Here is a 26708-nt window from a genome sequence, read left to right as displayed (position 1 = left end):
GACGAGGATGACGCTTGGATAAGGCAACCCCGGTCGACCGGCGCGAGGCGCGGGTCGACATAGACGGTGTACGTCACGGCGACCGCGCGCTGGTGATCCATCCGGATCTGCATCGGCGGGCGCGGCCTGCTGCCGGCCTGCATTACCGTACGCCGGCATCACGCCTGGACGAGGCCTGCGGTCTTGCGCTCGCAATCGACCTGGAGATCGTGGGAGCGGAGGTCGTGCGCGTGTCCGAGCCGCGCCCGGCGACCCTGATCGGGCAGGGGGCCGTGGATCGCCTCAAGGAGCTGATCGAAGAGCAAGCCGTCGCCCTGGTCGTGGTTGATGCCGCAATCTCCCCCGTGCAGCAGCGCAACCTGGAGCAGGCCTGGAAGGCCAAGGTCATCGACCGCACCGGCCTGATCCTCGAGATCTTCGGTGAGCGTGCCCGGACCAAGGAAGGCCAGCTGCAGGTGGAACTGGCGGCCTTGTCCTATCAGCGCTCGCGCCTGGTGCGATCCTGGACCCACTTGGAGCGGCAGCGCGGCGGATTCGGCTTCATCGGCGGCCCCGGTGAATCACAGATCGAAATCGACCGCCGCCTGATCGACGAGCGCATCGTGCGGATCAAGCGCGACCTGGAGGATGTGAAGCGTACCCGCGCCCTGCATCGCCGGGCGCGCAAGCGGGTGCCATATCCGGTGGTCGCGCTAGTTGGCTACACCAATGCCGGAAAGTCGACGCTGTTCAATCGACTGACTCGGTCCGACGTGATGGCGAAGGATCTGCTGTTCGCCACGCTCGACCCGACGATGCGCCGTGTGCGCCTGCCGAATGGGCGCGACATCATTCTGTCCGATACCGTTGGATTCATTTCCGACCTGCCGACCGAGCTGGTCGCCGCGTTTCGCGCCACGCTTGAAGAGGTTCTGGAAGCGGACCTCATCCTGCACGTGCGCGACATTGCCCATCCGGAGACGGATGCGCAGAAGGCGGACGTCGAGGCGGTGCTGGAGGGATTGGGCCTGGAGCACCAGATCGTCCACAGCATGATCGAGGTTCTGAACAAGGTCGATGTCCTGCCGGCGGAGGATGCCCAGCAGATCACCGACCTGGCGCGACGCGATCATCAGGTCGCCGCTGTCTCGGCGCTGACCGGCGCCGGCACCGATCGTCTGCTCGAGGAGATCGAGCAACGCCTGGCGCGCGGTCGGCAGGTCGCGACCTACCGCATTGGTCATGATCGCGGCGGCGACATCGCCTGGCTCTATCAACATGGCGAAGTGCTGGAGCGGCACGATGACGAGGGCGGCGCCAGCCTCACCGTCCGCCTGTCGGCCGACGACCGGCGACGGTTCGAGCAGGGCCGCCCCGCATGAAGGCACTCGACGTCGATGCCGTCGCGGCCTTGATCGCGGAGGTCGCGGCAACCGAGATCCAGCCGCGCTTCCGCAATCTGGCCATCCATGAGTGGCGTGAGAAGGCGCCCGGCGACATCGTGACCATCGCGGACGAGCAGGCCGAGGCTGCGCTGACGCCCCTCCTCAAGAATCAGGTGCCGCATTCCATCGTGATCGGCGAGGAAGCGGCCGCCAAGAACCCGGACCTAGTCCACAGTCTCTCTGCCGATCAGATCGCCTGGATCGTCGACCCTGTCGACGGCACGGCCAATTTTGCCGAGGGCAAGGCCGACTTCTGCAGCATGGTCGCCCTGGTCCGCGGCGACGAACTGATCGCAAGCTGGCTTCACCTCCCGACAACCGGGCAGACGGCAATCGCCGAGCGCGGCGCCGGCGCGACCTTCGACGGCGTGCGCATTCCGAAGCTGTCGCCGGATGCGGAGCATCCTGCCGGCGTCGTGGGTGTCGGAAAGTTGAGCGCTCCCAAACTCCATCCGAAAGCGGACGCGCTGCGGCGCGAGGTGAGGCAGATCAGATCGCTGCGGTGTGCGGGCCTTGATTACCTGCGGCTGGCGCGCGGAGAGCTCGATTTCGTCTTGTTTGGACGCGCCTGGCCCTGGGATCATGCGCCCGGCGTCCTGCTCGTGGCGGAGGCAGGCGGGGTCGGCAGCCATGGTGATGGATCGCCGTATCGGCCGAGCGAGACACTGACCGCGCCGGGCGCCCTGACCGCCCGCAGCCCGCGGGTCTGGCGCTGGCTTTTGGAGCGGCTGTATCCGGAGCATTCGACTGAGCAGAGGAGGGAGTATCCATGAAAACGGCATTTGTGGGTCTGGGAGTCATGGGCTTCCCGATGGCCGGGCATCTGAGGAAGGGCGGGCATGACGTCACGGTCTATAACCGCACCGCTGCCAAGGCGCAGAAATGGGCCGAGACCCACGGCGGGCGCGCCGCTGCGACGCCGGCCGAGGCGGCCAAGGGTGCCGACATCATCTTCTCCTGCGTCGGCAACGACGACGATCTGCGCAGCATCGCTCTGAGCGAGGAGGGCGTCTTTGCCGGCATGACTAAAGGAGCCTTGTACGTCGACCACACCACGGCCTCGGCCAATGTCGCCCGCGAGCTCGGTCAGATCGCCAAAGAGAAGGGCGTGCACTTCCTCGATGCGCCGGTCTCCGGCGGGCAGGCGGGAGCGGAGAACGGCAAGCTCACCGTCATGGTCGGCGGCGACCAGGCTGACTTCGACCGGGCCAAGCCGGTGATCGATTGCTATGCGCGGGCCTGCGTCCTGCTGGGGCCGGTCGGCAGCGGCCAGCTCGCCAAGATGGTGAACCAGATCTGCATCGCCGGGCTGGTCCAGGGCCTGGCGGAGGGGATGAACTTCGCAGTCAAGGCCGGCCTGGATCCTGCCAAGCTGGTGGAGACGATCTCGAAGGGCGCAGCCCAATCCTGGCAGATGGACAACCGCGCCATGACCATGGTGCAGGACAAGTTCGAGTTCGGCTTCGCCGTCGACTGGATGCGCAAGGACCTCGGCATCTGCCTGGAGGAGGCGAAGCGCAATGGCGCACGGCTGCCGGTCACGGCCCTGGTGGATCAGTTCTACGCCCAGATCCAGCAGCGCGGCGGGAAGCGCTGGGATACTTCGAGCCTGATCCATCTGCTGGCTCATCCATAACTTTACGATCGCCCTATAATCTGTTGTGAATAAATATTATATGTTTGTATAAATGCGTGGGTTTGATAATTGCATGCGGCATGCATATAATGCGCTTGCCGAAAGGAAGGACGCATATGCTGTGGAATCTGGCCGGGGTCTCGATCGACAGCGCAGGGGTGGTTGGCGGCACCGAACTGGCACCGTCTGCGCTGCGTCGTTACAGCCGCCTGCAGCAACTCGTGACGACCGATCTTGGCGACGTGGCGGCGCCGGTTCACGATCGGCCCCGCGATCCGCGGAGCGGGCTGGTCGGACATCGGGAACTCGTTGCGGCAACGGAGGCGGTCCGCAAAGCCTTCGGTTCATGGCTCGATCCTAACCGCCGCCTTGCCGTCATTGGCGGCTGCTGCACCCTCATGATCGGTCTGGGTGCTGCCACGCGGGACCGGCTCGGGCGGTTCGGCATCGCCTATATCGACGGTCACCTGGATCTCTATGACGGGCAGTCATCGCCCTGGGGCGAGGGGGCGGACGTGCCGGTTGCGACCATGCTGGGCCACGGCGATCCCGAGATCCTGGAGGCCGCCGGCGGATGCTCCCTGGCGCCGGAGCATGTCTATCTGCTGGGCTACCGGGACGGGTTTCAAGCCGGAGGCCACGGCTCGCTGATGCCGGAGGATTTCAGCGCTGACTTCCGCCACGTGGATACCGCTGGAATCCGGGCCAAGGGGCCGATCAACGTGGGCGAGGCGGCGCGCGCGCACTTCGAACCGCTTGGGCTGCCCTTCTGGCTGTTCCTGGACGTTGACGCGCTCGATCCAGTGGTTTTTCCGGCGACCGACGCTCCAATCGGCGATGGGTTGGATTGGGACGAGATCGAAGCCTTGGCCGGTCCGCTGGCGCGCTCGCCGCGGCTGCTGGGCGTAGTCACCACCTGCTACAACCCCGAGAAGGATCCGGACGGCGCTTGCGGCCGCCGCCTCGGGCAGTTCTTGGAGGGCGTCGTGGAGGGCAATCCATGAAACCCGGGGAGTTGCGGGACCTCAACATCATTGGCGCCTTCGCTTTGGCCCTGGCCGATGACTTCAAGGCAGCGATGGAGGATCTGGCCGAAGGCAATGAGAGCGCCTGCGCGGCCCTGATCGTGATCGGGCAGGAGAGCGGCCTCTCCGTCGATCGCCTGTCCAAGATCCTGCGCCTGTCGCAGCCCGGCACGGTCCGACTGGTCGACCGCTTGGCGGCCGCCAAGCTGGTCGAGCGGAAGACCGGCACCGATCGCCGTGCCGTCGCCCTGCGCCTGACCGACAGCGGCAGGCGCCAAGTGAAATCGCTGTTTATCGGCCGGCAACATGCCCTGGGGCAGGCGTTGCGCGGCCTCGACGATTGGGAGCGCTCGACCCTCGCCGCGATCGCCACCAAGGTGCTACGCGGTCTCGATCACAGCCAGGTCGAGAGCGACCGCCGCTGCCGCCTATGCGATGACGAGTCCTGCCCTGACGAAACCTGCCCGATGGTGGTTGTATGACGCTGGCGCGAAGGCAGAGGGCGAGGATGACGTGAAGAACGACAGGGATATCGAGACGCTCAGCACGCGGCTAGTGTACGAGAATCGATGGATGCGTGTTCGCGAGGACGTGATCCGTCGCCGCGATGGGGCCGACGGCATCTATGGAGTGGTCGAGAAACCGGATTTCGTGGTGATCGTCCCTGTCGAGCAAGGCGGCCGCGTGCATCTCGTGCAGCAGTTCCGCTATCCAGTGGGGGCTCGCTATTGGGAGTTTCCCCAGGGCTCTTGGGAACTGTCACCGGAGGCGGATCCTCTGGAGGTGGCTCGGGCCGAGCTGCGCGAGGAAACCGGTCTCGACGCAGCGGAGATTGTTCATGCCGGTCATCTGTTTCAAGGCTATGGCTACGCCACACAGGGCTATCACATTTATCTGGCCAAGGATCTGCGCCGGAATGAGGCGGCGCGCGAACTGGAAGAGCAGGACCTCGTAACGCGCGCTTTCGACTTGGCAGAGGCTGAGGACATGATCTGTCAAGGCGTGATCAAGGATGCGACGACGGTAGCGGCGGTCGGCCTGCTACGGCTCAAGGCTTTGCTCTAACTGGCTGGCAAGTTCTATTTTTTCGCCACCGCGGTTCTCGGGAGTTGTGTCATGGAACAGCGTCTCAGCCTCGTCACTCTCGGTGTTCGAGACCTTGCGGTGTCGCGCGCGTTCTACACGCGGCTCGGCTGGAAGGAATCCGCGCCGAGCAATGACAGCGTGGCGTTCTTCCAGTGCGGCGGCGTGATCTTCGGGCTATGGAGCCGTGATTCCCTGGTGGAGGATGCCGGCATCAAGGCGCCCGGGAGCGGATTTTCCAACGTCACCATCGCGCATAACGTACGTCGCAAGGAAGAGGTCGACACCACGCTCCAGGAAGCTGAGCAGGCCGGCGCCACCATCCTGAAGCCCGCGAGCGAAACCTTCTGGGGCGGCTATACCGGCTATTTCGCGGATCCGGACGGTTTCGCCTGGGAGGTGGCCTGGAACCCCGGTTTCACGATCTTGGACGACGGCAGCATCAAGTTGCCTGGCCAAGGCTGACGCTCGGCGCCGACACACTGCTGTCTATACCAAAAGCTGCAATTTGAGCCGTTTGCCGTGCGATTCCTCGATGCGGCCGTAAATCTTGATGGCCAACTGCCGCAGAGAGGTTCATGATCATCGCTGGGGGGAGGGCCGCCTGCTCGAAGGAGTGTGGCCATGGAAGGTATCAACCCGACCCTGACATTCTTGGCCCTGATTCTCGGCCTTTCCGGCAATGCGCGCGATGCGGCCGATAACCAGGTCGCCGAGATCGAGCGCCATACCAGCTGCCCGCTTCCAATGATCGTTGCCGCTCCGAGCAAGCACGAGGCGTGGGGCGATGCATTCTGGAAAGACGCGGCCAGCGCTTCGGTGCTTCCAGACGTGATCGAACCGAAATGGGCGGACTCCGCCGATCCCCAGATCACTGCCGACGAAGCGGCCGGCGATGTACCGACGCTCGATCAAGGATCCGATTCAATCAGGCGGCGGACGGTTCCCACGAGCACGGACACGCTGGCCCTGGCGGCCGAACCCGTTCCCTGCGCGCCAGAGCGTTAGCGCACGCACACCAGTCCTACCGCTAACCCTGCGCCAGCTCCGCCTGGTGAGCCTTCGCCATGTCTATCAAGCTGGTGAAGCGGAACTGGTATTTCGGCATCTGCCCCGGGGCCATGGTCGCGCCGAAGCCGGTATCGGCATGCCGGCGATAGATCCAGCATGAGGTGAGGCCGGCGCGGTTGGCCGGCTCGTGATCGTGGAACAGGCTTTCCGCGGTGTGCAGGATCTGCTCCTTGCCATAGCCCATGCCGCCCAGTGTTTCGACCATGTAGCGGAAGTTCCGGTCGTCCGGCTTGTAGGAGCCGATATCCTCCGCGGTCAGGACCGCGTCGAACGTCACCTGCAGTTTCTTGTTGCTGGCGGCAAAACTCTCATTGTCGACGTTCGACAGGATCACCAGCTTGTAGTGCTTCTTCAGGTACTGCAGCGCTTCGGCGGAATCCGGAAAGGCCGGCCAATTGCCGACCGATCGTCCATAGGCCTGGCACTCCTCCCAGGAGGCCGCGACGCCCCATTCCTCTGCGAGGCGCTTGTACACGACGGCGAGCAGATCGCGGTACTTCCGCATCGGCGTCCAGCGTTCCTGCGCCGCCTCGTGCCGCCCGTGCGCTTCCAGGATCTGGTTGCGGGTGAGGGACGGCGTCACGCGGCTGGTCAGCGGCTTCAGCGCCTCGACCATGCCGCTCTCCCAGTCGATCAGCGTGCCATAGCAATCGAAGGTGAGCACTTTGAATTGGCTGAGTTTCATGGTTGGCTTCCTGGTTTCTCTGCTGCGAAATAGATGAAGATCGGGATGTGCCGGCGCAGCCGCGCCAGCCATGGATGTGCTTGCGCCATCTCCTCGGTTGGCCTCGGTTCCTGGATGCCGGTGATCCGGAAGCCGGCATTGCAGAGCCCGTTCACGTAGGATTCCAACCGGTGCGGAAAGCGCGGAATCGCGAACGGGCCGCCTTCGTCCGCCAGCTTGAATCGCCAGCGATCAATATGGATGTCGTCGCTGAAGTAATCCCCGACGCGGAACGCGATCTCTTCGCCTTGATCGTTCTTCAACCACTTCTGCGCCGGCGTGATGAAGCAGGGATGCAGGACGCTGAAATAGAAGCCGCCGCCGGGCCGCAGCACGCGATAGGCCTCGCATGCGGTACCTTTGAAATCCGGGCCGTCCATCAGCGCCATGGTCGAGACAGCGAGGTCGAAGCTGCCGTCACGACAGCTTTCCAGGCGTGAAAACGATTCGGCGCGATAGGAAATGCCGAGCGGCTCCTTGGCTTCCTCCGCGATCGCTGCTTCAATCATCCTGGCCGACACGTCGATGCCCGTCATCTTTGCGCCGCGACGGGCAAGCTCGCGGGTGTTGTGCCCTTCGCCGCAGCCGAGATCGATGATGTCGCGACCGCTCAGATCGGGCAGGAAGGCGAAGAACATCGGGTTATTGAAGACTTCGCGATAGCGGTCCATGCCGGCCCGGACCTGGCGGATCCACTCGTCGGCATTCTCATCCCAGGCACGCGCCACTTCTGCGTCGGTCTGCATGGCGCCGTCCGGCGCGCGTTCAATAGGCATGATCGCACCTATCAGCGTTCTTCGCTTTTCGCCTGGATCCAGGCCGCTTCCATTTCCTCCAGCGTGCTGCCGGCCGGTTCCTTGCCTTGAGCGGCCAGCAGTTCCTCGACCCGGCGGAAGCGGCGCTCGAACTTGCGGTTGGCGGCACGCAAAGCGGTCTCGCTGTCCACCTCGAGATGCCGCGCCAGGTTCACGACCGCGAACAGGAGATCGCCGATCTCCTCGGCGATCGCTTCCTTCGGCGCCTTCTGTTCGAGCTCCGTCCGGATCTCGGTGACCTCCTCGGCGATCTTGTCCAGCACCTGCGCCGGCTCCGGCCAATCGAAGCCAACCCGCGCCGCGCGGTTCTGCAGCTTCAAGGCGCGGGTGAGGGCAGGAAGGCCGCCGGTCACGCCGTCCAGGGCGCTCGGCTTCCGGCCCTCGGCGGCGGCAGCGGCGGCGCGCTCCTCGGCCTTCTGGCGCTCCCAGGCGTGGGTCTGCTCGGCGGCATCGGCCACCGCCGCATCGCCGAAGACGTGCGGGTGGCGCGTGATCATCTTGGCGTTCAGCGCTTCGAGCACATCCGCCATGGTGAAGGTGCCGGCCTCCCGCGCCATCTGGGCATAGAACACGGCCTGGAAGAGGAGGTCGCCCAGCTCGCCCTTGAGGCCCTCCATGTTGTCCTGCTCGATCGCGTCCGCCACCTCGTAGGCCTCTTCGATCGTGTGCGGCACGATGGTGCGGAAGCTCTGCTCGAGATCCCACGGGCAGCCGCCATTGGGGTCGCGGAGCTTCGCCATGATGGCCAGGAGCTTCGAGAACGCAGCGGAAGCGGCGTCTGTCGCCTTGGGTTCAAGCATTTGATAGGCCTTCGTTTCTGGATTCTCGATTCGCATAATGTATATTATGGAAAATTACAGATTAGAATCGTGAAGTTGATCTTCCGACTCATCTTCGCGGTCGCACTGGCACTCGCACTTTGCCTTATCACAACACCAGCGCTTTGACAGCGCACGGACGCCATGCTCTGACAGCCGCCATGGACTTTGTTATCCGCCCATACACGCCGGCAGACCGTGACTGGGTACTGGAATGCGAGGTCGCGCTGCAGGAGCATGAGCGCGCCATCCACGATACGCGCTTGCCGGGTCTGCCGCACAGCCGCGACTACCTCGCGCTGCTCTGGGACGTCCTGGCCGAGAACAACGGGATCATGCTGATCGCAGAGACGGCCGAGGGCGAACGTGTTGGCCTGGTTGCCGGTCATGTCGTCGACGAGCCCTGGCCGGTGGAAACCCGGGATTCGACGCGGTACGGCTACGTCTCCGATATCTACATAAGGCCCGAAGCGCGCAGCGCCGGATTGGCGAAGGCCTTGCTCGACGCGAGCGCGGCGCATCTCCACCAGTCCGATCCGACGCTCACCCGGCTCCGCGTCAATGTGCTGGCGGTCAACACGATCGCGTGCCGGGCGTACGAAAAGGCCGGGTTCACGCCCTATGAGGTGATGTACGAACGGCGACTAGGGCCGATACGGTCATAGCCAGCCTCGGCGGCGGAAATACCACATCGGCAGAACAGCGGAGAGCACCATCAGCCCGACGGCGAACAGGTAGCCGAACTCCCAGTGCAGCTCCGGCATGAAATCGAAATTCATGCCATAGACGCTCGCGATCAAGGTCGGCGGCAGGAACGCAACGGCCGCCACGGTGAAGATCTTGATGATGGCGTTCTGCTCGATATTGATCAGGCCGAGGGTCGCATCGAGCAGGAAGTTCACCTTGCCCGCCAGGAAGTTGGCGTGGTCGGTGATGGAGCCGAGGTCCCGCGCCAGCGTCTTGATCCGCGCCTTGCTGTCCTTCTTCATCTCGCCTTGCGCGTTCAGGAACACGGCAATGCGGTTAAGGCCGAGCAGCGAATCGCGCGCCTTGCTGGCGAGGTCTCCTACCCGCCCGATCCGCCGCAGCATGTCTTGCAGGTCCGGCGCCTTGCGGCGCGCTTCCCGGCTCTCTCCACCTTTCCCGAGGGCAGCCGCGCGCTTGGCAAAGATATCGCGCGACACCTGCTCCATGTCGGCCTGCGCGAGTTCCAGCACGTCGGCCAAGCGGTCGGTGATGCCCTCCAGCAGGCCCAGCAGGATCGATTGGGCATTCGCCGCCAGGCCCGGATTACGCTCCGCCCGGCGGGCGAAGACCGCAAAAGGCAGCGGGTCGACGAACCGCACCGTCACCAGCGTCTCCGCCAGCAGGATGAAGGTAATGACGGCGCTCTCCGGGATCTCGGCGGTCGCGCGATGCAGGACCGGCGCGGTCATCACCAGGGCGCCGTTCTCGGTATAGAGCCGGCTCGACGCTTCGATCTCACCCATCTCTTCGCGGGTCGGGATCTCCATACGGAATGCCCGCTCGACCGACGCGATCTCCGACGGGGTCGGATTGCACAGATCCACCCAGACAACCTCCGGCGATAGAACGTCGGCAGCGTGCTCGGCCACGGCCTGTCTGTGGCTCGGCAGATTGTCGACCGGCGGCAGCGCTTCGGCGACGGCAAGGTTCGCTGTCCCGGACAGAATGCTCTTGGTCAGCGAACCGTCACGGAAGACAAAGGCAGTGATCATCTCGCCTCCTCTCGGTCGATTCTGGTTTTCAACCCGGAGGCGGCAATCGGCGGAAGGGATCGGCCGTCAGTTCCGCGTGCTGCGCACCGGGTCAACGTGGGTCGAGCAGCCATAGGCGCTACAGCGTCTACTATGAGGCTCGACCGCGCTGGACTGGGTCCCGGTCATGATTTGTCCTGATCGCAACATCGCCCAAAGTCGGAGCGACGTGGGCTAGGTAGGCCGGGCGCTGCGGGGTGTCAATTGCAAAGTCGCCTCAGGAAAGTCGACCTGCGTCTACCGGCGGTGCTCCAGGTTGTAGGCCAGCAGCTCGCCGAACCGGCCATTGCCGATCGGACCTTTGCCGGTCCGCTGCAGAATGTCGATGTCTGGCCCGCGATTGCCCTCAACCAAAGCCGGACCATCCTCCAGAAACGCGACATCCCAGCCGACCAGAACGTAATCGTCGAACGCCTGGTGGGCACGTTCGACCAGGTCGATGGCATCCTTCCACATGGGCAGGCGCCGGCCGGCGATCTGTGCGTCGGTGAACGGGTGGCGCTCATGCCAGCGCGACCGCTCGGTGCCCAGGTCGGTTGCGGGGCCGAGCTCTCCCGTCCGGATGTCGACGGCCGACGCGACGCCGCCAGCATGGAAGTTATCGACCGCCGACGTGGCATTGCTCGGCATGCGAAAGGCGGCGTTGGTCGCCTCATAGTCGCCGGTTTCGGTGCGGCAGGTCAGAATGCGTGCGGTACACAAGGCACCGGCGGTCAGATCAGAGAGAGCGGCGTGATTGCGGAGCGCCGGCTGTACCAGATACGGCCCGCGCAGGGAGAGCGCCCGGACGTGCGCGAACAGCGCGCGGCCATCAGTCTCCTCACCCTTGGGATTGCGGTAGCGTCCTTGCCCGAGGCTGTGCCATCGCTCCGCGCCGTTGCCGCCCTTCCCTGCCATCGGCTTAAGGAACAGATCGACATCGGGCAGCGTGTCGTCCCCGCTGTCGATGCGGCTGCCATCCTCGAACACGGCAAGCGTGGGAACATGCCTCAGCCCGTGCTTGTGACAATGGCGCGCAAATCCGAGCTTGTTCTTCAGAGGCGGCGGAGTGTAGCTGTCGGTCTCGACCGGATAGAGCAGACGGTAGGCGATCTCCTTGGTCTCGTATCGCCACAAGTACTGCGCCGTGAGGCGCTGCTGTTCTGGCCGATAGAGATCGTAGCGATAGTAGTAGACCGGGGGCACGCGATAACGGACCGCCAGCCGGACCATTTGGGCAAACTGCCGCCATCTGGAAACGCCGGTCACACGCTGCAACGTAGCGCCTCTGCGGCGAACCTCCTTGACCGCCCTGACTGAGGCGATCACGGGCCATAACGTGATCAGTATCAGATTGCGCGCCCCGGAGATCACGTCACCAGCGGGCCAAAGAGCCTGATTGCAGATTCGATGCACCCGTCCTGCCGGCGTGCCTGCCCCAGGCAAATGCAGACCCAGAATGAACGGCGGCGGATAAAGTCCGTCCCGGATCGAGCGGCCGTTGTATGGCGAGGCCGCGGCGACGGCGACGCGGGGCTTCGCAGGCAGGACACCCAGGGCGCGTCCCGTATCAAAGACGATCCAGAACATCGCGATGAGATAGAGCGACACCGACAGGAACTCGGCGAAGTCCGTCAGCAATGACCAGAGAGTCGACGAGCCGGCCACTTCCCCTTCCTCAAAGCTGAAGTCCAGCAAGATAGAGACAAGCTGCACGGCGAAGCCGAGCCACACGGCGCGGCGCGCACGGACAAGAGCCGGATTGAAATAGCTGATGACGGACAGGATGACCGGCGCGACGGCAAGCGTGAGACAATCGTCGATATCGTCCATTCCAAACAGGGCACCCAGCCGCTCGCTGGCTGGGTCGAAGAAGTTCGCGATGCATACCAGGACGAGCAACGTGACGACGAGTTGCCACAAGCGCGTCGACCGTGTGTCGATTGCCGCCTGCGCCAATTGAGAGCAAGCCGCCAGCGCGGTGACCGTCGCAACAAGCGCGGTCAGCGGATCCAGGAACCAGTTGTCGCCAACCGCAGGGCTGATTAGCACATACAGCGCCATCGCCGATGTCGACGCCAGGAAAAGGGGAATGTCCCACCGATATGCAGTCGTACTCATCAATATGCCCCGCCAGCGAATGAGTGAGCTTAGTTCGTCGCGCACAAAACACAACGCTCGATGCGAGCTCGATCTGTCGCCATCAAGCGTCTGGCACCTCGATCTCCAGCCCGTCATATCCTGGCTCCACGCTCGGCGGGCACTTGGACTTGATGACGTCGTAGTCGACCAGATGATTCATGTGAGTCAGCACGGTGTGCTTCGGCTCGAGCTGCGCGGCCCAGGCGAGCGCCTGATCGAAATGCGCGTGCGTGGGGTGCGCCTCGTAGCGCAGGCAGTCGACGACGAACAAGTCGAGGCCGCGGAGCTTTGCGAGCGCTTCGTCGGAGAGCCGCGCGACATCGGTGCAATAGGCGACGTTGCCGATGCGATAGCCGGTGCTGGTCGAGCCGAAGCCGTGATCCTGCTCGAACGCCACCACCGGAATGCCGTCGATCTCAAAGGGCCCGGCCAGCTCGATCACGCGCAAAAACGGCTTGTAGAGATGGCCGGATCCTTCGGTGTTCTGCTGGAAGATGTATTGGAACCGCTCGGCCAGGACTTTCAGCGTCGCCGACGTGCCGTAGACGGGGATCGTCGCCTGCCCGGCCGGCTTCTTGAGGAACCGTGCATCGTCGATGCCCTGCGTATGGTCGGCGTGGTCATGCGTATAGAGGATCGCGCTTACCTGCGAGATGCCGGCATCGAGGCACTGCGCGCGCAGGTCCGGCGATGTGTCGACCAGGATCGTGGTGCCGCCCTGCCGCAACGCGATCGAGACGCGGCGGCGCCGGTTCTTCGGATTGTCGGGATTGCACTCGCCCCAATGCGGCCCCAGCAAGGGCACGCCACCCGAACCGCCGCAGCCGAGAATCGTGACCTTCACGTCGCCGCCTTCTGGACCGTCTTGTCGAACAGCCGCTCGAAATTGGCGGTGGTGCGCTGGGCCAGCTCAGCGAACGGAACGCCTAGCATGTCGGCAACATAAATCGCGGTGTGGCGCATGAAGCTCGGCTCGTTGCGCTTGCCGCGCAACGGCATGGGCGCGAGATAGGGCGCGTCCGTCTCCACCAGCAGCCGGTCGAGCGGCACGGTCTTCGCCACCTGGCGCAATGATTCGGCGTTCTTGAACGTCACGATGCCGGAGAGCGAGATGAAGAAGCCTAGCTCCAATGCGGCATCCGCCAGATACTGTGTCGCGGTGAAGCAGTGGATGACACCTTTCAGGTCGCCCTTCTCTGCGCCTTCGCGCAGCAGCGCCACTGTATCTTCATCCGCATCGCGACTGTGGACGATCAGCGGCAGGCCTGTCTGGCACGCGGCTTCGATGTGCAGGCGGAAGACCTCTTGCTGCTTATCGCGCGGGCTCTTGTCGTAATAGTAATCGAGCCCCGCCTCGCCGATCCCCACCACCTTCGGATGCTTGGCGAGCGTGACGATGCGATCGAGCGCAATGTCCGTCTCGTGCGCGGCCTCATGCGGATGAACACCGACCGAACAGAACATCCGATCGAACCGCTCCGCAACGCCCAGCACGTCGTTGAACTTACTCAGCCGCGTGCAGATGGTGAGCAGCCGACCTACCCCCGCCTCGCGCGCGCGGGCAACGACAGCGTCGAGCTCCGCAGCAAATTCCGGGAAGTCGAGATGGCAATGGGAGTCGACGAGTTCGGGAGACGGAGGCGTCATCATCGACACTCAAACGCCGGAAGCCGAACCACAGTTCCCCCTCCCCCATTTTGGGGGAGGGGATTAGAGCGATAGGAAAGGGAGTCCGCGCACATAGCACTCACTACGCCGCCTCGTCGACGTAGCGCGGGAACACGCCTTCCGGCTTGGGCAGCTTGGTGCCGGGCTTCAGCGTGCCGCCGTCGCCCAGTGCTGAAAAGGTACGCGCGTCGTCGGGCACCGCGAGCTGGTCCAGCATCTTCGCCATCGAGTGCGGCATCACGGGCTGCACGAGGATCGCGACGTGCCGCACGGTCTCAGCCAGCACATAGAGCACGGTCGCCATGCGCGCCGGATCGGTCTTCTTGAGCGCCCATGGCGCCTGCTCGTCGACATAGCGGTTGCCGTCGCCCACCACCTGCCAGATCGCCTCGAGCGTGCGGTGGAACGCCTGCTCCGCCATCAGCGGGCGCACCTTGGCCAGCAGCCCGTGCGCCGAGCTCAGCAGCTTCTTGTCGGCATCGGTGAAGGCGCCGGGCTGCGGCACCTGCTCGCCGCAGTTCTTGTTGATCATCGACAGCACGCGCTGCGCCAGGTTGCCGAGATCGTTGGCGAGGTCGCCGTTCATCCGATGCACCATTGAGCGGTGCGAGAAGTCGCCGTCATTGCCGAATGGGATCTCGCGCAGCAGGAAGTAGCGCACCTGATCGAGGCCGTATTTAGCGACCATCGCGTGCGGCTCCAGCGCGTTGCCCAGCGACTTGGACATCTTCTGCCCTTCGTTGGTCCACCAGCCATGGGCGAACACGCGGCGCGGCGGCTCGAGGCCCGCGGCCATCAGGAAGGCCGGCCAATAGACCATATGGAAACGCGCGATGTCCTTGCCGACCATGTGCAGATCGGCCGGCCAGAATTTCCTGTAGCTGGGCGCGTTGTCGTCCGGGAAGCCGACCGCCGTGATGTAGTTGGTGAGCGCGTCAAGCCAGACATACATCACATGGTCCGGATCATCCGGCACCGGCACGCCCCAATTGAAGGTCGTGCGCGACACCGACAGGTCGCGCAGACCGGACTTCACGAAGCTGATGATCTCGTTCCGGCGTGACTCCGGCGCGAGGAACTGCGGATTGTCCTCGTAGAACTTCAGCAGCTTGTCGCCCCATTGCGACAGCTTGAAGAAATAGCTCGGCTCCTCCACCCATTCCACTTCGGCGCCGGAGGGCGCGATGCGCTTGCCGTTGGGCGCGAGGGTCAGTTCCTCCTCGCCATAATAGGCCTCGTCGCGCACGGCGTACCAGCCGGCATAGGAGCCGAGATAGACCTCACCCCGCTCCTTCAGCCGCCGCCACAGCTCCTGGCACGACTTCTTGTGCCGCTCCTCGGTGGTGCGAATGAAATCGTCGTTGGAGAAGTTCATCGCCTTGGCGAGCTCACGGAAATTCTGCGACACCTTGTCGGTGAAGTCCTTAGGCGACATGCCAGCCGCAGCAGCGGATTTCGCGACTTTCTGGCCGTGCTCGTCCGTGCCGGTCAAGAAATGCACCGAGCGCCCGTCCAGCCGCATGAACCGGGCCAGCGCATCGCAGGCCAGCGTTGTGTACGCATGCCCGATATGCGGCGCATCGTTCACGTAATAGATCGGCGTGGTCACGTAGTAGCGTTCGGCCTCGGCCATCGGCTCTCAACTCCGCTTTTGCTCGGTAATGGCGGCCGAGGTCTTAGCGTCCCATGCCTTCGATGGCGAGGAAACCTGCGACCCAGGCCTGCTTTCGGTCCAGGTTCACAGAGCGCACCCGGTCGAACAGACGGCTGACCTTTTCCCATAGAGCCAGCCAGCGATCAAGGCTGGCGGCCGCTTGCATGCGGCTGATCAGGGCCATTTCCCCTTCAAAAAGCTGGATTTCCGGCCGTTCGCCGGTAGCAGCTATGCGTGCCATGCGGGCGAACCACCAGCCCAGCAGCTCGACCGCCAGATCGAACTGCGCGTCCTGGTCGCGCCCGCCGAGCTTGTCGCCCAGCTTGTGCAGCAGCCCGGCATCGAGCTTCGGCCAACTTGCCAGCAGTGCGCCGATCTCGCGCAGCAGGCCAACGCCGTCGCGCTCGATGATGCGGATCGCCTGGCCCAGGCTGCCGCCGGCGGTCGCGACCGCCAGCTCCCGGTCCTGCGCTTTGATCTCCGGATAGCGCGCGGCCAGCTCAGCCGCGGCAAGATCGCGCGGCAGCGGCTGCAACACCAGCTTGCGGCAGCGCGACCGGATGGTCGGCAGCAAGGCCTGCGGTGCATGGCTCAGGAGCAGAAGCACGGTGTTGCTGGACGGTTCTTCGAGCACTTTCAGCAGCGCATTGGCGGCGTTGCGGTTGAGATCGTCAGCGCTGTCGACGATCACCACGCGCCACGGGCTCGCGGCTGCTTTCAGATGCAGGAAGTCGATGATGCCGCGCACATCGTCGATGATGATCTCGCTGCGCATCCGGCCAGTCTTCGGGTTCGGCGTGCGTTCGAGCAGCCGGAAATCGGGATGGGCTTGCTGCCCCACCTGGCGGAAGACGCGATGCTCGCGTGGCATGTCGAGCGTTGTCGACACCACCGGCGCCTCGGCACCGAACAGTCCGCCCGCCTCCCCCTGCATCGGCTGCGCCAGCAGGAAGCGCGCGATCCGATAGGCAAACGTTGCCTTACCCACGCCTCGCGGGCCGGAAATCAGCCAAGCATGCGGCAGCCGCCCGGCTGCGAACGCCTTGAGGAAGGTCTGCTCCGCCGCATCGTGGCCGATCAGCCGCTCGACCCAGGCCGGGCCGGTCTCGACCGGCGGCTCGATGACCTTGGCTCTGGGCGGCATCAGGCTTTCAGCCCATAGGTGACGGCAACGGCCTCGAACACCTCACGCGCGACAGCATCGGCCTCCTTGCCGGCATCGATCTCCACGCGCTTGCGGCCATCCTTCGCCCGCGCGATCTCCTGGAAGGCGGCGCGCAGCGTCTCGTGGAATGTGTTGCCCATCTTCTCGTAGCGCTGGCTGGCGATAGCACGGCCTAGCCCGACCGCGACCGGCAGATCGAAAACCAAGGTCAGGCCGGGCTCCGTCTCCCCGACCACGCGTTTGCGCAGCAGCTCCAGCCAGGCGCGATCGAGCCCCATGCCGTAACCCTGATAAGCCATCGTCGAATCAGCGAAGCGATCGCAGATCACCCACTGTCCCTTCGCCAGCGCCGGCCGGATGGCGCGGTCGAGATGATCGGCGCGCGCCGCGTTGATCAGCAGCGCCTCCGCTTCGGGCGACCAGCGCTCCGCCTCGCCCGAAACCAGCAGGGCGCGGATCGCTTCCGCACCCGGCGAGCCGCCGGGCTCGCGCGTCGTCACCACATCCGCGCCACGTGCACGCAAAGCCTCGGCCAGACGCTGCACTTGGGTCGACTTGCCGGCGCCCTCCCCGCCCTCGAAGACGATGAAGCGCTTCGGCCTAGCGACCCTGGTCATGCCGCTCGACTCATTGCGGTGCGCCGAACACCAGGCGATTGAGGTTGGTGAAAATGCGCCCGCCGAACCCCATCTCGGGCACATCCTGCGCGGCGACCAGCGGATAGGTGGCCTCCGGCATGTTCGGAACCGTCACCACCAGCTTGCCCAACTCCTGACCGGCGGCGAGGGGCGCCATGACCGGTGTCGCCACGACGGCTTTGGCGTTCAACTTCTCGCGCTCGCTGCGCGGCAAGGTCAGGACAAGGTCCTGCGAGACCGTCAGCGGGACAGTCTTGCTGCCGCCATATTCCACCGGCGCCTCGGCCAGCACCGAGCCCTTGGACGCGACTGTGTAGTTGCCGGTCTCGCGGAAGGCCCAATCGAGCAGCTGGCCGGCTTCATCGGCGCGCTGCTGCATCCCGGTCAGTCCGTGCACCACCATGGTGATGCGACGTCCGTCGCGCACGGCGGAGACCGAAATTCCGAAGCCTGCTTCTTCCGTGTGACCGGTCTTCAAGCCGTCGACGCCGGAACCGGCACGATAGAGCAGCGGATTGCGGTTGCCCTGCTTGATGCCGTGCCAGGTGAATTCCGTCTCGGCGAAGTAGGTGTAATACTTGGGGAAGTCGACGATGAGCCGCTCCGACAGGGTCGCGATATCCTTCGCCGTCATGTAGTGGTTCGGGTCCGGCCAGCCGGTCGAGTTGGTGAAATTGCTGTTAGTGAGGCCGATCTCCTTGGCCTTCTTGTTCATGCGCTCGGCAAAGGCCTCTTCGGTGCCGGCCAGCCCCTCCGCCACCACGATGCACGCATCGTTGCCCGACTGGATGATCATCCCACGAATCAGATCCTCGACCGGCACATCGGAATCGATATCGACGAACATCTTCGAGCCCTGCATGGCCCAGGCCTTCTTGCTGACATGGAACGTGTCGGTCAGCTTGACGTCGCCGCGCTTCAGGGCGTCGAACAGCATGTAGACCGTCATCAGCTTGCTCATCGAAGCGGGGCCGAGCCGCTCGTCGGCCATCTTGTCGTAGAGCACGGAGCCGGTCTGGAAATCCTTGATGTAGACATGCTGCGCGTTGGTCGCGATCGGTTCGGCCACGGCCGCCGGCGACAGCAGCGGCGCAGCCAGAAGGACAAGGGCAGCTATCGTTCGACGCAGAGACATCGCATTCACCATCAAAGTACGGCACCTGCCGCGGAAAGTCCGTCAATTCAACCTGAGCGTCAAGCGCGACGCGCGCCTCTAATCCACCACGATGCGCGATTCTGGATGGCCGTCCGCGATCATGCGTTTCAGGGTGAGGTCCGCGTCCTCGACCGAGGCGATCGGCCCGACGCGGACGCGATAAAACTGCTGCCGCTCCACGGTCACCGGAGCGACATTGACAGGCCCGTATTTCCGGAGCTGCGTGCTCAGCTGGTTGGCATTGATCTGACGCAGGAAGGCGCCGGCCTGGATGTAGATGCTGGTCGGCTTGACCGGCACCTGAATCACGCGGCCGTCAGGCTGCGGCGGCGGGACCGGGACGATGTTGGTGCCGGGCTGCGCGACCGGTGCAGGCGCGGGCGCCTGAACGCCAGGCTGGGGCTTGCCCGGCGAGACCTTGGCTCCCGCAATCGGGGGCAATCCGCCCGCAATCACCTCCCCCGCCGGCGCGGCCTTGGGCGGCGGCGGCAGCTGATCCCCGCCCTGGCGCGACGCGAGCGCAGCCAGCTGCTGGCTCTCCTCCGGCATGATGTCCACGCGGACGCGGGCTGTGCCGCGATCGATGAAGCCGAGCAGCTGCGCGCCGCGGCGCGTCATGTCGATGATGCGCCCTGCCGCGAACGGGCCGCGATCATTTACCCGAACCTGGATCGACCGGCCGTTCTCGAGATTGGTGACCCGCACCATGGAAGGCAGCGGCAAGGTCCTGTGCGCGGCGGTCAGACCATTCTCGTCATAGATCTCGCCGTTTGCGGTGTATTTGCCGTGGAAGCCGGGTCCATACCAGGACGCGATGCCGGTCTCGCTGTACTTGTAGTCGACCTTCGGATAGTACCAGATTCCGTTCACCTGATAGGGCTTGCCGATCTTGTAGGGCGCGGGCTTGGCCGGGCCGGGATTGGTGATCACCTTGGCGGTATCCACCACCACCTTGGATTCGGTGCAGCCAGCGAGCATCGCCGCGCAGGCCAGCAGGATCGGCAGAATATGGCGTTGCATCGTCCACATGGTGTCGGTCGGCCGGTTCAGAAGTCGAAAAGGTCGGGGGTCCCCCACGGAAGCCGGGGGCAAGCTAAAGCCGGTCCCGGCGCCGCGCAACTCACGCGGCCTTGACCCTCGAAAAGCCGCGAAATCCAACGGATTCATGCCGGCCAATTGTGGCGAAATTGGACAAAACCGAGACAACGGCGCGACTCGGAGGCCGGCAGGTTGCTTGACCGGCCTCGGCCCCTGCCCTATCTCACCCGCCAAGGATCGGTGGTCGAGCGGTTTAAGGCACCGGTCTTGAAAACTAGCGGTCTTTTGCCGCTAAGCGATTCTAATTACGTGGGTCTTGCTGGGCGACAATTGCCCGTAAGCGCAGAGTAGGCCCCAGCCTGGGGAAGAGTGGCCGAGTGGTTGAAGGCACTGGTCTTGAAAACCAGCAACGGTGCAAGCCGTTCGTGGGTTCGAATCCCACCTCTTCCGCCAAGCCTGTGAACTAGAACTTCCAGCCCTCTCGCTCCATGAACCTTTCGAGCGATAGGCAACCAATTCCGAAGTGCTGGCAAATGTTCGGAATCTTGGCCCCCCGGTTTTTGTTGCTCCAATGTGACTACCGCCCTGCCTTCCACACCAGCCTTGGCGATAATGAAAGAGTCAGCAACCCGAGCACCTTGGCTGCTCAATGTCTTGCTGAAAGTGAACGACACCGTAAATCGAAAGCGCCCTCGGCGGCATTCGGGATGTGAAAGAAGTTGCCTTGTTCCATCGCCCAAATCCGAACAGCATCAACACGGCCATCAACGACCTCGCGCATTACCTCTCTACTCTCCACGATCTGTCCATCGGCGACGAAGCTTATCGAATTTTTCCCACAGGGACGGAAAACGACTTCGATAAAAGTTTTTGAACAGGCTGACCAAGGGGGAGGTATCGAGGGCGTCCCCGCGCAAAGCACTCCTCAAGCGTTCCGACGTGCTCACAGCGAGGGATACATAATCGCGCCCGAGGTAGGCTAGCTTAGTCCAGTTCGCGCCGCACGCCACCATCATTCGCCCAGGCTTGCGGTATCACGAAGCCATATTGGTTGCCCTTCCGCTTCTCGGGCCCTGGGTCCTGGTGGCACCTTGAGGCTGAGGTTGTCGCTGAGGCTGCGGTTGCGGTTGATCGCATGCCGGTCACTCTTGAGCCGGACACTTGGGATCTGCGGCTGAAGAGCGAGCCGGATGTTGCCGCGGTGTTCGTGGTGCCGGCGGGCGAGGACATAACGCGGCGGAGCTGCTGGCGTAACAGAGGCTTTTCTGACCTAGTCGAGAGTAGGTTAACCGCCGTTCCCCACCACCCATCTTGGTGTCATCCTCCTACTTAGGCCCAATTTCCAGCCAAGAATTGCTCGCGACCTTGCAACAGGCCCTGCCACCTCCTGTTCAGGAACTAAAGATGGCGAGGCTTGCAATGCCGTCCGCAGCAGTACATCGCAGGAGGGCCAGGGAATTTCTCGATCGAGCGGTGCGCGCACCCGCGCGTAATCGCAAGCTGAAATATCTGCGGCTCGCCGTAAGCAATAGCGTTCGGGCGCAGAACATGGAGGGCGAAGGCGCGTCGGCAACCGCCGAACGATCGACGTTCAAGAAGGTGGCGGAGTAGATAGATCGTTGCGGCTGCGATGACGGACTACAGGGGAACTCGCGCACCTGGAGCAGGAAGAATACAATGAGGCGGGCGCGGTTCTGCCTCGAGTTTGCGGCTGCCCTGGCAATGCAAATCTCAAGGCCTCGTTTATAGGAATGGCGGCAATGTGGAGGCGACTTGCCGAAGACGCCAAGGGGCGTAGCCGCACATGAAGGTTGCGGCGGCGCATCAGCGAGCCGCATGTCCATTGCTGCAATCGACGTCTCAATCGCACTGCCGTTTGGTGCTAGGGCTCGTGCTTGATGGTTCCCTTCCCGTAATTTCTCGATGTCCCCAATGCGGCTATTTCAACCCTACAAGAGCGCTTGTTTGCGATGGGCGACGTTCGCGATTCGCTGGCGCAGGAAGGTTCGAATGCGACTAAGCATTCGTGTTCACGCTTTCTCGAACCACCTTAGGAACTTCGCTGTTTGAATGTCGTTGTACTTGGTGTTGAGTGGCAACCCTCCTCGGAGGGCTCATGCATAAGCTGCAGCACGCGCTAGATAGAATTTTTGGTCAACCAGAGGCCGAGCGCGCTGCGCAGCAGCCCACAGATGCGTTTTTGGACCGCGAGCGGGCATTTGCAGATACGGCAAAGAAGATCGAGGCCCTTCGACAGAAGCGTGTTTCAAACCCCGGGCTGCGGCCGCTCCCGGAGACAGTGTTCGAGGTCGTGCGACACCGCGGCTCTTGGAGAATACTCCATCGTAGCAAGTACTCCGCGCCGTTCGCCGACCAGGCCGCCGCAATCGCGGCTGCCAAGGAACTCGGCAGGTCCAAACGAGCTTTGGGATATCCCGTCAAGATCCTCTTGCGGCGCTACGATGGCGAGATCGTGCCTCAGGTGCTCGATCACGATGGCTCATGACCGATCCGTCGATCACGATGGCTCATGACCGATCCTTCGCTGAAGAACCTGTGGCGCTCCGACTGTCACTGTCGGAGGCCGCTTTGAGGGGCACGGCGCTTGGGAACGTTCGAGTAGCGCGGCGGTTGATTTGCTACAGGACCCTGAGTAGTTGGCGGCGCCCTGTCCCCTGGGTGCCGCCTGCTCCCGGTGGCGGCGATGGGGCGCGTTTGTTAGCAGTATGTCCTCCCCTTTCGCCGCCATCAATTTTCCTCCTCAGCTGGGAGGCGACCAGTGTCTGCGTCCTGCCATAGATCTCGCCGCTCAGGATACCGATCAACCGGCCTAACCAAAGCCGACTCCTTACTTTCTTGATGATTGATCGCTATGAGCAATGACCTGATCGGAGAGCTGACAGCCCAAATCTACGACGACATGGGTATGCGCGCTGCGGATGCCACGGTGCTCGTTGCAATGCTTTACGAGTTCCAGATCCAACAGGGCTTGGTTTCGCGGAAAGATGTACATGATCACCTGAAGGCCCGAGCCGAAGCGATGGCTGGATCAGACCGCTTTGTCCGTCTTCATAGACAGCTTGAAGCTATGGCTGATTTGTTCCGCGATGATGCTCCACAAGACCTGAGAGCTCGCCTGCATCTGATTCAAGGCGGGCTTACCGAAACACGTGGCCACTAGATCAGCGGTTTGCGCGATCAGCTGCGTCGTCTACGACCACTCGCTGAATAGGTAGCCCCACGGATGCATGCCCCGGCATTCGCATGCACTATTGGGACAATAAGAAATGGAAGCCATCATGGGCTGTTTAAGGCAAATGATGAAGACTGCAGTGCTTGTCCTGTCATTGGCCGTTGCTGTTTCAAGCTGTTCCAGCAGCCGCGCCAGGACCACCCAGATGTTTCCAGACTGCACTCAGGCGAGTGCGGAACAACAGCGTCAAGGCAAATGCATAAATCGCCCAGACCCGCCCGGGGAAATGTCGCCGTAAGCAGGAGAGACCGGACCCCGTTGTACTACTCTCCACGTGAAATTGTGCTTGGTTGACTCAGACCAGCGCCAGCTGCTCCACCGTCTGCCACCCTGCGACGAGTATAATCAGAATGCCTACGAGCCGGAGGAGCCTCCTCTCCGTCAGTCTCTTGACGAACAAGCCGGCGAGCGGCGCAGCGAACACACCGCCGGCGACTAACCCTGCGACAGCCGCGAAGTGCCTCGCGAGCTCAGCATCCGCCCAACGTCCGGTCACGAGCGCAAGAACGAATGTAACTGAGACTGAGAACGTGATGAGGAATTCGCTCGCGTTGACGGTGCCGATCACGTACCGCGGCGTGCCGCCGAATCCCAGCAGGCCGGTGGTGACGATCGGTCCCCAACCGCCTCCGCCCGCTGCATCCAAGAAGCCTCCGGTAGCACCGAGCGGCGCAACAATCCTCGTGGCCACTGGCTTGCTCGGGAACTTTCGAAAGGATCGCACAACGAGCCATCCGCCGACCAGCGCGAGATAGGCGGTCACCATCGGCTTCATGACCTCCGCGTCCATGCCGGTCAGCACATAGGCCCCGGCGCAGCCGCCGAGAATGCCGAAAGGAGCTAACCGTGAGAACAGCCTCCAATCTATGTTGTGGTGATAAAGGTGCGAGGACCCCGAAGCGGCTGTCGTGAAAACCTCAGCCGCATGCACGGCAGCCGATGCGTGGGCTGGCGGAACGCCGAACGCGAGCAACGTTGTGGAGGAAATGGCGCCGTAAGCCATGCCGAGAGCGCCGTCGACTGCTTGGGCAACGAAGCCGACCAGCAGAAACAGGATGAAATCTTCCATTTGCGTCTCCGCGGGCCGGGTGACCCGCCACACCCGCAACTCCGCATTCGTTGTTGCCCTCCAACAAGAAGGGCAACAAGGCGAGACCTCCGCAAAAAAGCGCCCCACGTAGATATATGCGGAGGCGCCTTACCGCGTGGTCTCTCGTCCAAGTTGCTCGCCCAGTCGACCAACAAAACGCCTTGCCGGTCGAAGGTTCCGGAACACATCGTCTCCAGAGCGGGAATTCTGGCCGTCGTTGCGGCGCTCTACTTCTTCCTGGCCCATGACCGTTGACGCACGCCCTGGGCTGAAGCAGGCGGCGCTGCCTGCCAGCATCTCGACATGGATTTTCGCGGAAAAATATCTTAAGTATTCCCTCATAGGCTGTCGGAGTCGCCCGCTGCCAGGGGAGGTCTTCCGGCCGATTTTGCGGCGGGCCAAGAGGGCACATGGAATATCGCCCAGCGGATCAGCAGCGGGTCTTCCTGTCCACCCTACCCGCCCAGCGCGCGGAGCGTCGGGCCGCGCTAGGTGTGGTGCTGGCCTGTTTGGCGATATCCCTCACCGCCGCGCCGTTCGCGAAAGTGCAGCTGCCGCGGGTCGAAGCGTTCATTCCGATCTATGAATCGGCACTAACCTTCAACGATCTCATCACTGCGGTCCTGCTGTTTGGACAGTTCAGCATCCTGCGCTCCAGGGGCATTCTCCTGTTGGCGTGCGCGTACCTCTTCACCGGCCTGATGGTCGTCGCCCACATGCTGAGCTTTCCGGGCCTGTTTGCGGAAAGCGGGCTGCTCAGCGGTGGGCCACAGACCACGGCCTGGCTCTATATGTTCTGGCACTCCGTCTTCCCGCTCCTGGTGGTGTTCTACGCGTTGCAGCCGAGAGCGGACGGCGGAGGCGAAATGCAGACCCTGCCGCGGACGGCCATCGCCGGCGGCATACTATTGACGTTCGGAGCCGTGGGCGCATTCGTGGCATTGACGACCATCGGCCATGATCTTCTTCCGCCGGTCATGGCCGGCAACCGTATGACGCCGGCCATCACCGTGGTCATGACGGCCGTGTGGTTGTGCAGCTTGGCGGCCGTCGGTCTGCTCTGGCGCCGCAAGCCGCATTCGGTGCTCGATCTGTGGCTCATGGTCGTGCTGTGTGCCTGGCTGTGCGAGGTTGCACTGGCCGTGATTCTGAACGCCGGGCGTTTCGATCTTGGCTTTTATGCCGGCCGCATCTTTGGTTTCGCCGCGACCGGCGTCGTGCTGGTGGTGCTGCTGCTGGAGACGCGCGCGCTCTACGCGCGGCTCGCGCAGTCCCTTGAGGCGGAGCGCACGCTCCTGCAGCGCGCCAACCAGGAGCTGGAAGCGCGCGTTGCTGAGCGCACGCGTCAGTTGGAAGCGGAGATCGTCGAACGCGAGAAGGCGCAGGAGACGCTGCGCGAGGCGCAGAAGCTGGAAGCGATCGGCCGCATGGCGGGCGGCATTGCCCACGACTTCAACAATTTGTTGACCGTCATCCAGGGCAATGCCGAAATCCTGCAGGACAGCCGGCTGAGCGAGGATGACGTGCACTGCGTCAAGGCGATCGATCGCGCGGCGGAGCGCGGCTCGCGCCTAGTGCGGCAGATCCTGACCTTTTCCCGCCGTCAGCCGTTGAAGGTCGATGTGGTCGATCTGCGCCAGCGCTCTGACGAACTATCCGAGATGCTGGGTCGCGCCGTCCGCGGCGATATCCGGCTGATCGTCTCGATGGCCGAGGATCTCTGGCCCATCGCGTGCGATGTGGCGGAGCTCGAAATCGCCCTCATGAACCTGTGTGTCAATGCGCGCGACGCGATGCCCAAGGGTGGGTTGGTGCGGGTCGAGGGGCACAACTGCACGTTGGAAGCGGCGAGTGGCCATCCGGCCGCGCTGGCCGGCGACTTCGTCGCCGTGAGCGTCGCCGATGGCGGGACGGGGATCGCACCCGAGGACATCAAGAAGGCGTTCGAGCCGTTCTTCACCACCAAGGAAATCGGCAAGGGCACCGGCCTTGGGCTGAGCCAGGTCTATGGCTTTGCCCAGCAGAGCGGCGGCATCGCCACCATTGACAGCAAGGTGGGCGAAGGCACGACGGTGACGGTCTATCTGCCGCGAGCCAAGAGCGAAGCGGTCGCTGAGCAAGCGCCCGACCGGCAGGCGGTCTCGCGCGCGAGCGGAACCGCCCTGCTGGTTGAGGATGACGAGGATGTTGCCGACGTTGCCAAGAATATCCTGAAGCTGATCGGCTATCGCGCCGACCATGTGCGGGACGGCGCCACTGCGCTCGCTTTGCTGTTGAGCGGGCAGAAGTTCGACCTGCTGTTCTCCGATATCATTATGCCGGGCGGGATGAGCGGCCTGGATCTCGCGCGCAAGGTGCGCCAGCACTTCCCCGGCCTGCCCATCCTGCTCTGCAGCGGCTATGCGCGCGCGACCGGCGAAGTCTTCCGCGAAGGCTTCGAGATCATCGCCAAGCCGTATACGGCCGACTCACTGGCCGAGGCGGTGCGCCGCACACTTACGAAGGCCGAGCAGAATCAGAGAGTGACACGCGATCGCGCGTAGCTCCCGCT

The 26708-nt window shown here is 63.6% G+C and carries 26 protein-coding genes, 1 tRNA gene and 1 pseudogene; 14 read left to right on the top strand and 14 right to left on the bottom strand.

Features of this window, described 5'->3' with window-relative positions; genetic code table 11:
- The first annotated feature begins 92 nt into the window (after nt 1-92).
- The 8 genes from hflX to DTX69_RS19925 all read left to right on the top strand — a co-directional run bounded on the left by hflX (nt 93) and on the right by DTX69_RS19925 (nt 6176).
- Entirely contained in the window at nt 93-1361 is a 1269-nt protein-coding gene (hflX, locus tag DTX69_RS19960; RefSeq protein ID WP_119303425.1) for a GTPase HflX, read from the top strand.
- Nucleotides 1358-2197: an inositol monophosphatase family protein gene (locus tag DTX69_RS19955; protein ID WP_119303316.1), complete on the top strand. Its 840-nt coding sequence runs from the start codon at nt 1358-1360 to the stop codon at nt 2195-2197. Before hflX ends, DTX69_RS19955 begins: the two co-directional genes overlap by 4 nt.
- Entirely contained in the window at nt 2194-3060 is an 867-nt protein-coding gene (locus DTX69_RS19950; protein WP_119303315.1) for an NAD(P)-dependent oxidoreductase, read from the top strand. Before DTX69_RS19955 ends, DTX69_RS19950 begins: the two co-directional genes overlap by 4 nt.
- A gap of 116 nt (nt 3061-3176) precedes the next feature.
- Complete coding sequence (locus DTX69_RS19945) at nt 3177-4064, top strand: arginase family protein (RefSeq protein WP_162917383.1); 888 nt, start codon at nt 3177-3179, stop codon at nt 4062-4064.
- Nucleotides 4061-4567 carry a MarR family winged helix-turn-helix transcriptional regulator gene (locus tag DTX69_RS19940; protein ID WP_284735940.1) on the top strand — a complete coding sequence of 169 codons (507 nt, stop codon included), beginning with the start codon at nt 4061-4063 and terminating at the stop codon, nt 4565-4567. Before DTX69_RS19945 ends, DTX69_RS19940 begins: the two co-directional genes overlap by 4 nt.
- Nucleotides 4560-5150 (top strand): NUDIX hydrolase, encoded by a 591-nt coding sequence (locus tag DTX69_RS19935; RefSeq protein WP_322090906.1) that lies wholly within the window; start codon nt 4560-4562, stop codon nt 5148-5150. Before DTX69_RS19940 ends, DTX69_RS19935 begins: the two co-directional genes overlap by 8 nt.
- A gap of 51 nt (nt 5151-5201) precedes the next feature.
- Nucleotides 5202-5633 (top strand): VOC family protein, encoded by a 432-nt coding sequence (locus DTX69_RS19930; RefSeq protein WP_119303313.1) that lies wholly within the window; start codon nt 5202-5204, stop codon nt 5631-5633.
- Nucleotides 5634-5792: 159 nt separating this feature from the next.
- Nucleotides 5793-6176, top strand: coding sequence for a hypothetical protein (locus DTX69_RS19925; protein ID WP_162917382.1), 384 nt, complete (start codon nt 5793-5795; stop codon nt 6174-6176).
- Between the two features lie 22 nt (nt 6177-6198).
- Here the strand turns inward: DTX69_RS19925 and DTX69_RS19920 are convergent, their stop codons facing one another.
- The 3 genes from DTX69_RS19920 to mazG are packed head-to-tail and all read right to left on the bottom strand — an operon-like array spanning nt 6199 to nt 8578.
- Nucleotides 6199-6924, bottom strand: a complete 726-nt coding sequence (locus tag DTX69_RS19920; protein ID WP_119303311.1) for a haloacid dehalogenase type II — start codon at nt 6922-6924, stop codon at nt 6199-6201.
- Nucleotides 6921-7739, bottom strand: coding sequence for a class I SAM-dependent methyltransferase (locus DTX69_RS19915; RefSeq protein ID WP_284735939.1), 819 nt, complete (start codon nt 7737-7739; stop codon nt 6921-6923). Before DTX69_RS19915 ends, DTX69_RS19920 begins: the two co-directional genes overlap by 4 nt.
- A gap of 11 nt (nt 7740-7750) precedes the next feature.
- Complete coding sequence (gene mazG, locus DTX69_RS19910; protein ID WP_162917381.1) at nt 7751-8578, bottom strand: nucleoside triphosphate pyrophosphohydrolase; 828 nt, start codon at nt 8576-8578, stop codon at nt 7751-7753.
- A 179-nt stretch (nt 8579-8757) separates the two neighbouring features.
- On the opposite strand from mazG, the gene DTX69_RS19905 reads away from it, so the two are divergent.
- Nucleotides 8758-9261 (top strand): GNAT family N-acetyltransferase, encoded by a 504-nt coding sequence (locus DTX69_RS19905; protein WP_119303309.1) that lies wholly within the window; start codon nt 8758-8760, stop codon nt 9259-9261.
- On the opposite strand, the gene DTX69_RS19900 is transcribed toward DTX69_RS19905, so the two are convergent.
- The 9 genes from DTX69_RS19900 to DTX69_RS19860 all read right to left on the bottom strand — a co-directional run bounded on the left by DTX69_RS19900 (nt 9256) and on the right by DTX69_RS19860 (nt 19796).
- Complete coding sequence (locus DTX69_RS19900; protein WP_119303308.1) at nt 9256-10335, bottom strand: magnesium transporter CorA family protein; 1080 nt, start codon at nt 10333-10335, stop codon at nt 9256-9258. The two genes, DTX69_RS19905 and DTX69_RS19900, sit on opposite strands and share 6 nt — an antisense overlap.
- Before the next feature lie 276 nt (nt 10336-10611).
- Nucleotides 10612-12474, bottom strand: a complete 1863-nt coding sequence (locus DTX69_RS19895) for a sugar-transfer associated ATP-grasp domain-containing protein (protein ID WP_162917380.1) — start codon at nt 12472-12474, stop codon at nt 10612-10614.
- An 82-nt stretch (nt 12475-12556) separates the two neighbouring features.
- Nucleotides 12557-13339 carry an MBL fold metallo-hydrolase gene (locus DTX69_RS19890; protein WP_119303306.1) on the bottom strand — a complete coding sequence of 261 codons (783 nt, stop codon included), beginning with the start codon at nt 13337-13339 and terminating at the stop codon, nt 12557-12559.
- Nucleotides 13336-14145, bottom strand: coding sequence for a TatD family hydrolase (locus DTX69_RS19885; RefSeq protein WP_284735938.1), 810 nt, complete (start codon nt 14143-14145; stop codon nt 13336-13338). Before DTX69_RS19885 ends, DTX69_RS19890 begins: the two co-directional genes overlap by 4 nt.
- Before the next feature lie 100 nt (nt 14146-14245).
- Nucleotides 14246-15796 carry a methionine--tRNA ligase gene (gene metG, locus DTX69_RS19880; protein ID WP_119303305.1) on the bottom strand — a complete coding sequence of 517 codons (1551 nt, stop codon included), beginning with the start codon at nt 15794-15796 and terminating at the stop codon, nt 14246-14248.
- A gap of 43 nt (nt 15797-15839) precedes the next feature.
- Nucleotides 15840-16961, bottom strand: coding sequence for a DNA polymerase III subunit delta' (locus tag DTX69_RS19875; RefSeq protein WP_119303304.1), 1122 nt, complete (start codon nt 16959-16961; stop codon nt 15840-15842).
- Nucleotides 16961-17599, bottom strand: coding sequence for a dTMP kinase (gene tmk, locus DTX69_RS19870; protein WP_119303303.1), 639 nt, complete (start codon nt 17597-17599; stop codon nt 16961-16963). The genes DTX69_RS19875 and tmk overlap by 1 nt, the downstream gene beginning before the upstream one ends.
- Nucleotides 17600-17609: 10 nt before the next feature.
- Complete coding sequence (locus DTX69_RS19865; protein WP_119303420.1) at nt 17610-18755, bottom strand: D-alanyl-D-alanine carboxypeptidase family protein; 1146 nt, start codon at nt 18753-18755, stop codon at nt 17610-17612.
- A 78-nt stretch (nt 18756-18833) separates the two neighbouring features.
- Nucleotides 18834-19796 (bottom strand): septal ring lytic transglycosylase RlpA family protein, encoded by a 963-nt coding sequence (locus DTX69_RS19860; protein ID WP_284735937.1) that lies wholly within the window; start codon nt 19794-19796, stop codon nt 18834-18836.
- A 381-nt stretch (nt 19797-20177) separates the two neighbouring features.
- Between DTX69_RS19860 and DTX69_RS19855 the strand changes: the two genes are divergently transcribed.
- Nucleotides 20178-20267 (top strand) — tRNA-Ser (locus DTX69_RS19855).
- 10 nt (nt 20268-20277) lie between these two features.
- On the opposite strand, the pseudogene DTX69_RS31065 reads toward DTX69_RS19855, so the two are convergent.
- Nucleotides 20278-20370: pseudogene (locus DTX69_RS31065) on the bottom strand (DUF4411 family protein); the annotation flags it as partial.
- Between the two features lie 848 nt (nt 20371-21218).
- Between DTX69_RS31065 and DTX69_RS30260 the strand changes: the two are divergent.
- The 3 genes from DTX69_RS30260 to DTX69_RS19840 all read left to right on the top strand — a co-directional run bounded on the left by DTX69_RS30260 (nt 21219) and on the right by DTX69_RS19840 (nt 22995).
- On the top strand, nt 21219-21425 hold the full coding sequence (locus DTX69_RS30260; RefSeq protein ID WP_162917379.1) for a hypothetical protein: 207 nt from the start codon (nt 21219-21221) through the stop codon (nt 21423-21425).
- Between the two features lie 505 nt (nt 21426-21930).
- Nucleotides 21931-22320, top strand: coding sequence for a hypothetical protein (locus DTX69_RS19845; protein ID WP_162917378.1), 390 nt, complete (start codon nt 21931-21933; stop codon nt 22318-22320).
- A 366-nt stretch (nt 22321-22686) separates the two neighbouring features.
- Nucleotides 22687-22995, top strand: a complete 309-nt coding sequence (locus DTX69_RS19840; protein WP_119303300.1) for a hypothetical protein — start codon at nt 22687-22689, stop codon at nt 22993-22995.
- A 367-nt stretch (nt 22996-23362) separates the two neighbouring features.
- Here the strand turns inward: DTX69_RS19840 and DTX69_RS19835 are convergent, their stop codons facing one another.
- Nucleotides 23363-24136, bottom strand: coding sequence for a sulfite exporter TauE/SafE family protein (locus tag DTX69_RS19835; protein ID WP_119303419.1), 774 nt, complete (start codon nt 24134-24136; stop codon nt 23363-23365).
- Nucleotides 24137-24567: 431 nt separating this feature from the next.
- On the opposite strand from DTX69_RS19835, the gene DTX69_RS19830 reads away from it, so the two are divergent.
- The gene (locus DTX69_RS19830) at nt 24568-26700 is read left to right on the top strand and encodes an MASE4 domain-containing protein (protein ID WP_119303299.1); all 2133 of its coding nucleotides are present in this window, start codon (nt 24568-24570) and stop codon (nt 26698-26700) included.
- The last annotated feature ends 8 nt before the right edge of the window (nt 26701-26708 follow it).

The sequence above is a fragment of the Dongia deserti genome (genome assembly GCF_003574735.1).
Classification (GTDB): domain Bacteria; phylum Pseudomonadota; class Alphaproteobacteria; order Dongiales; family Dongiaceae; genus Dongia_A; species Dongia_A deserti.
The sequence above is the reverse complement of the archived record's forward strand: the minus strand, read 5'-3'. Positions and strand labels throughout refer to the sequence as shown.

Excerpts from the sequence above, each read along its gene's own strand:
- DTX69_RS19955 (WP_119303316.1), top strand. The coding sequence starts at position 1,358 with ATGAAGGCACTCGACGTCGATGCCGTCGCGGCCTTGATCGCGGAGGTC.
- DTX69_RS19950 (WP_119303315.1), top strand. The coding sequence starts at position 2,194 with ATGAAAACGGCATTTGTGGGTCTGGGAGTCATGGGCTTCCCGATGGCC.
- DTX69_RS19945 (WP_162917383.1), top strand. The coding sequence starts at position 3,177 with ATGCTGTGGAATCTGGCCGGGGTCTCGATCGACAGCGCAGGGGTGGTT.
- DTX69_RS19940 (WP_284735940.1), top strand. The coding sequence starts at position 4,061 with ATGAAACCCGGGGAGTTGCGGGACCTCAACATCATTGGCGCCTTCGCT.
- DTX69_RS19930 (WP_119303313.1), top strand. The coding sequence starts at position 5,202 with ATGGAACAGCGTCTCAGCCTCGTCACTCTCGGTGTTCGAGACCTTGCG.
- DTX69_RS19925 (WP_162917382.1), top strand. The coding sequence starts at position 5,793 with ATGGAAGGTATCAACCCGACCCTGACATTCTTGGCCCTGATTCTCGGC.
- DTX69_RS19920 (WP_119303311.1), bottom strand. The coding sequence starts at position 6,924 with ATGAAACTCAGCCAATTCAAAGTGCTCACCTTCGATTGCTATGGCACG.
- DTX69_RS19915 (WP_284735939.1), bottom strand. The coding sequence starts at position 7,739 with ATGCCTATTGAACGCGCGCCGGACGGCGCCATGCAGACCGACGCAGAA.
- mazG (WP_162917381.1), bottom strand. The coding sequence starts at position 8,578 with ATGCTTGAACCCAAGGCGACAGACGCCGCTTCCGCTGCGTTCTCGAAG.
- DTX69_RS19905 (WP_119303309.1), top strand. The coding sequence starts at position 8,758 with ATGGACTTTGTTATCCGCCCATACACGCCGGCAGACCGTGACTGGGTA.
- DTX69_RS19900 (WP_119303308.1), bottom strand. The coding sequence starts at position 10,335 with ATGATCACTGCCTTTGTCTTCCGTGACGGTTCGCTGACCAAGAGCATT.
- DTX69_RS19895 (WP_162917380.1), bottom strand. The coding sequence starts at position 12,474 with ATGAGTACGACTGCATATCGGTGGGACATTCCCCTTTTCCTGGCGTCG.
- DTX69_RS19885 (WP_284735938.1), bottom strand. The coding sequence starts at position 14,145 with ATGATGACGCCTCCGTCTCCCGAACTCGTCGACTCCCATTGCCATCTC.
- metG (WP_119303305.1), bottom strand. The coding sequence starts at position 15,796 with ATGGCCGAGGCCGAACGCTACTACGTGACCACGCCGATCTATTACGTG.
- DTX69_RS19875 (WP_119303304.1), bottom strand. The coding sequence starts at position 16,961 with ATGCCGCCCAGAGCCAAGGTCATCGAGCCGCCGGTCGAGACCGGCCCG.
- tmk (WP_119303303.1), bottom strand. The coding sequence starts at position 17,599 with ATGACCAGGGTCGCTAGGCCGAAGCGCTTCATCGTCTTCGAGGGCGGG.
- DTX69_RS19865 (WP_119303420.1), bottom strand. The coding sequence starts at position 18,755 with ATGTCTCTGCGTCGAACGATAGCTGCCCTTGTCCTTCTGGCTGCGCCG.
- DTX69_RS19860 (WP_284735937.1), bottom strand. The coding sequence starts at position 19,796 with ATGCAACGCCATATTCTGCCGATCCTGCTGGCCTGCGCGGCGATGCTC.
- DTX69_RS30260 (WP_162917379.1), top strand. The coding sequence starts at position 21,219 with ATGGCGAGGCTTGCAATGCCGTCCGCAGCAGTACATCGCAGGAGGGCC.
- DTX69_RS19845 (WP_162917378.1), top strand. The coding sequence starts at position 21,931 with ATGCATAAGCTGCAGCACGCGCTAGATAGAATTTTTGGTCAACCAGAG.
- DTX69_RS19840 (WP_119303300.1), top strand. The coding sequence starts at position 22,687 with ATGAGCAATGACCTGATCGGAGAGCTGACAGCCCAAATCTACGACGAC.
- DTX69_RS19835 (WP_119303419.1), bottom strand. The coding sequence starts at position 24,136 with ATGGAAGATTTCATCCTGTTTCTGCTGGTCGGCTTCGTTGCCCAAGCA.
- DTX69_RS19830 (WP_119303299.1), top strand. The coding sequence starts at position 24,568 with ATGGAATATCGCCCAGCGGATCAGCAGCGGGTCTTCCTGTCCACCCTA.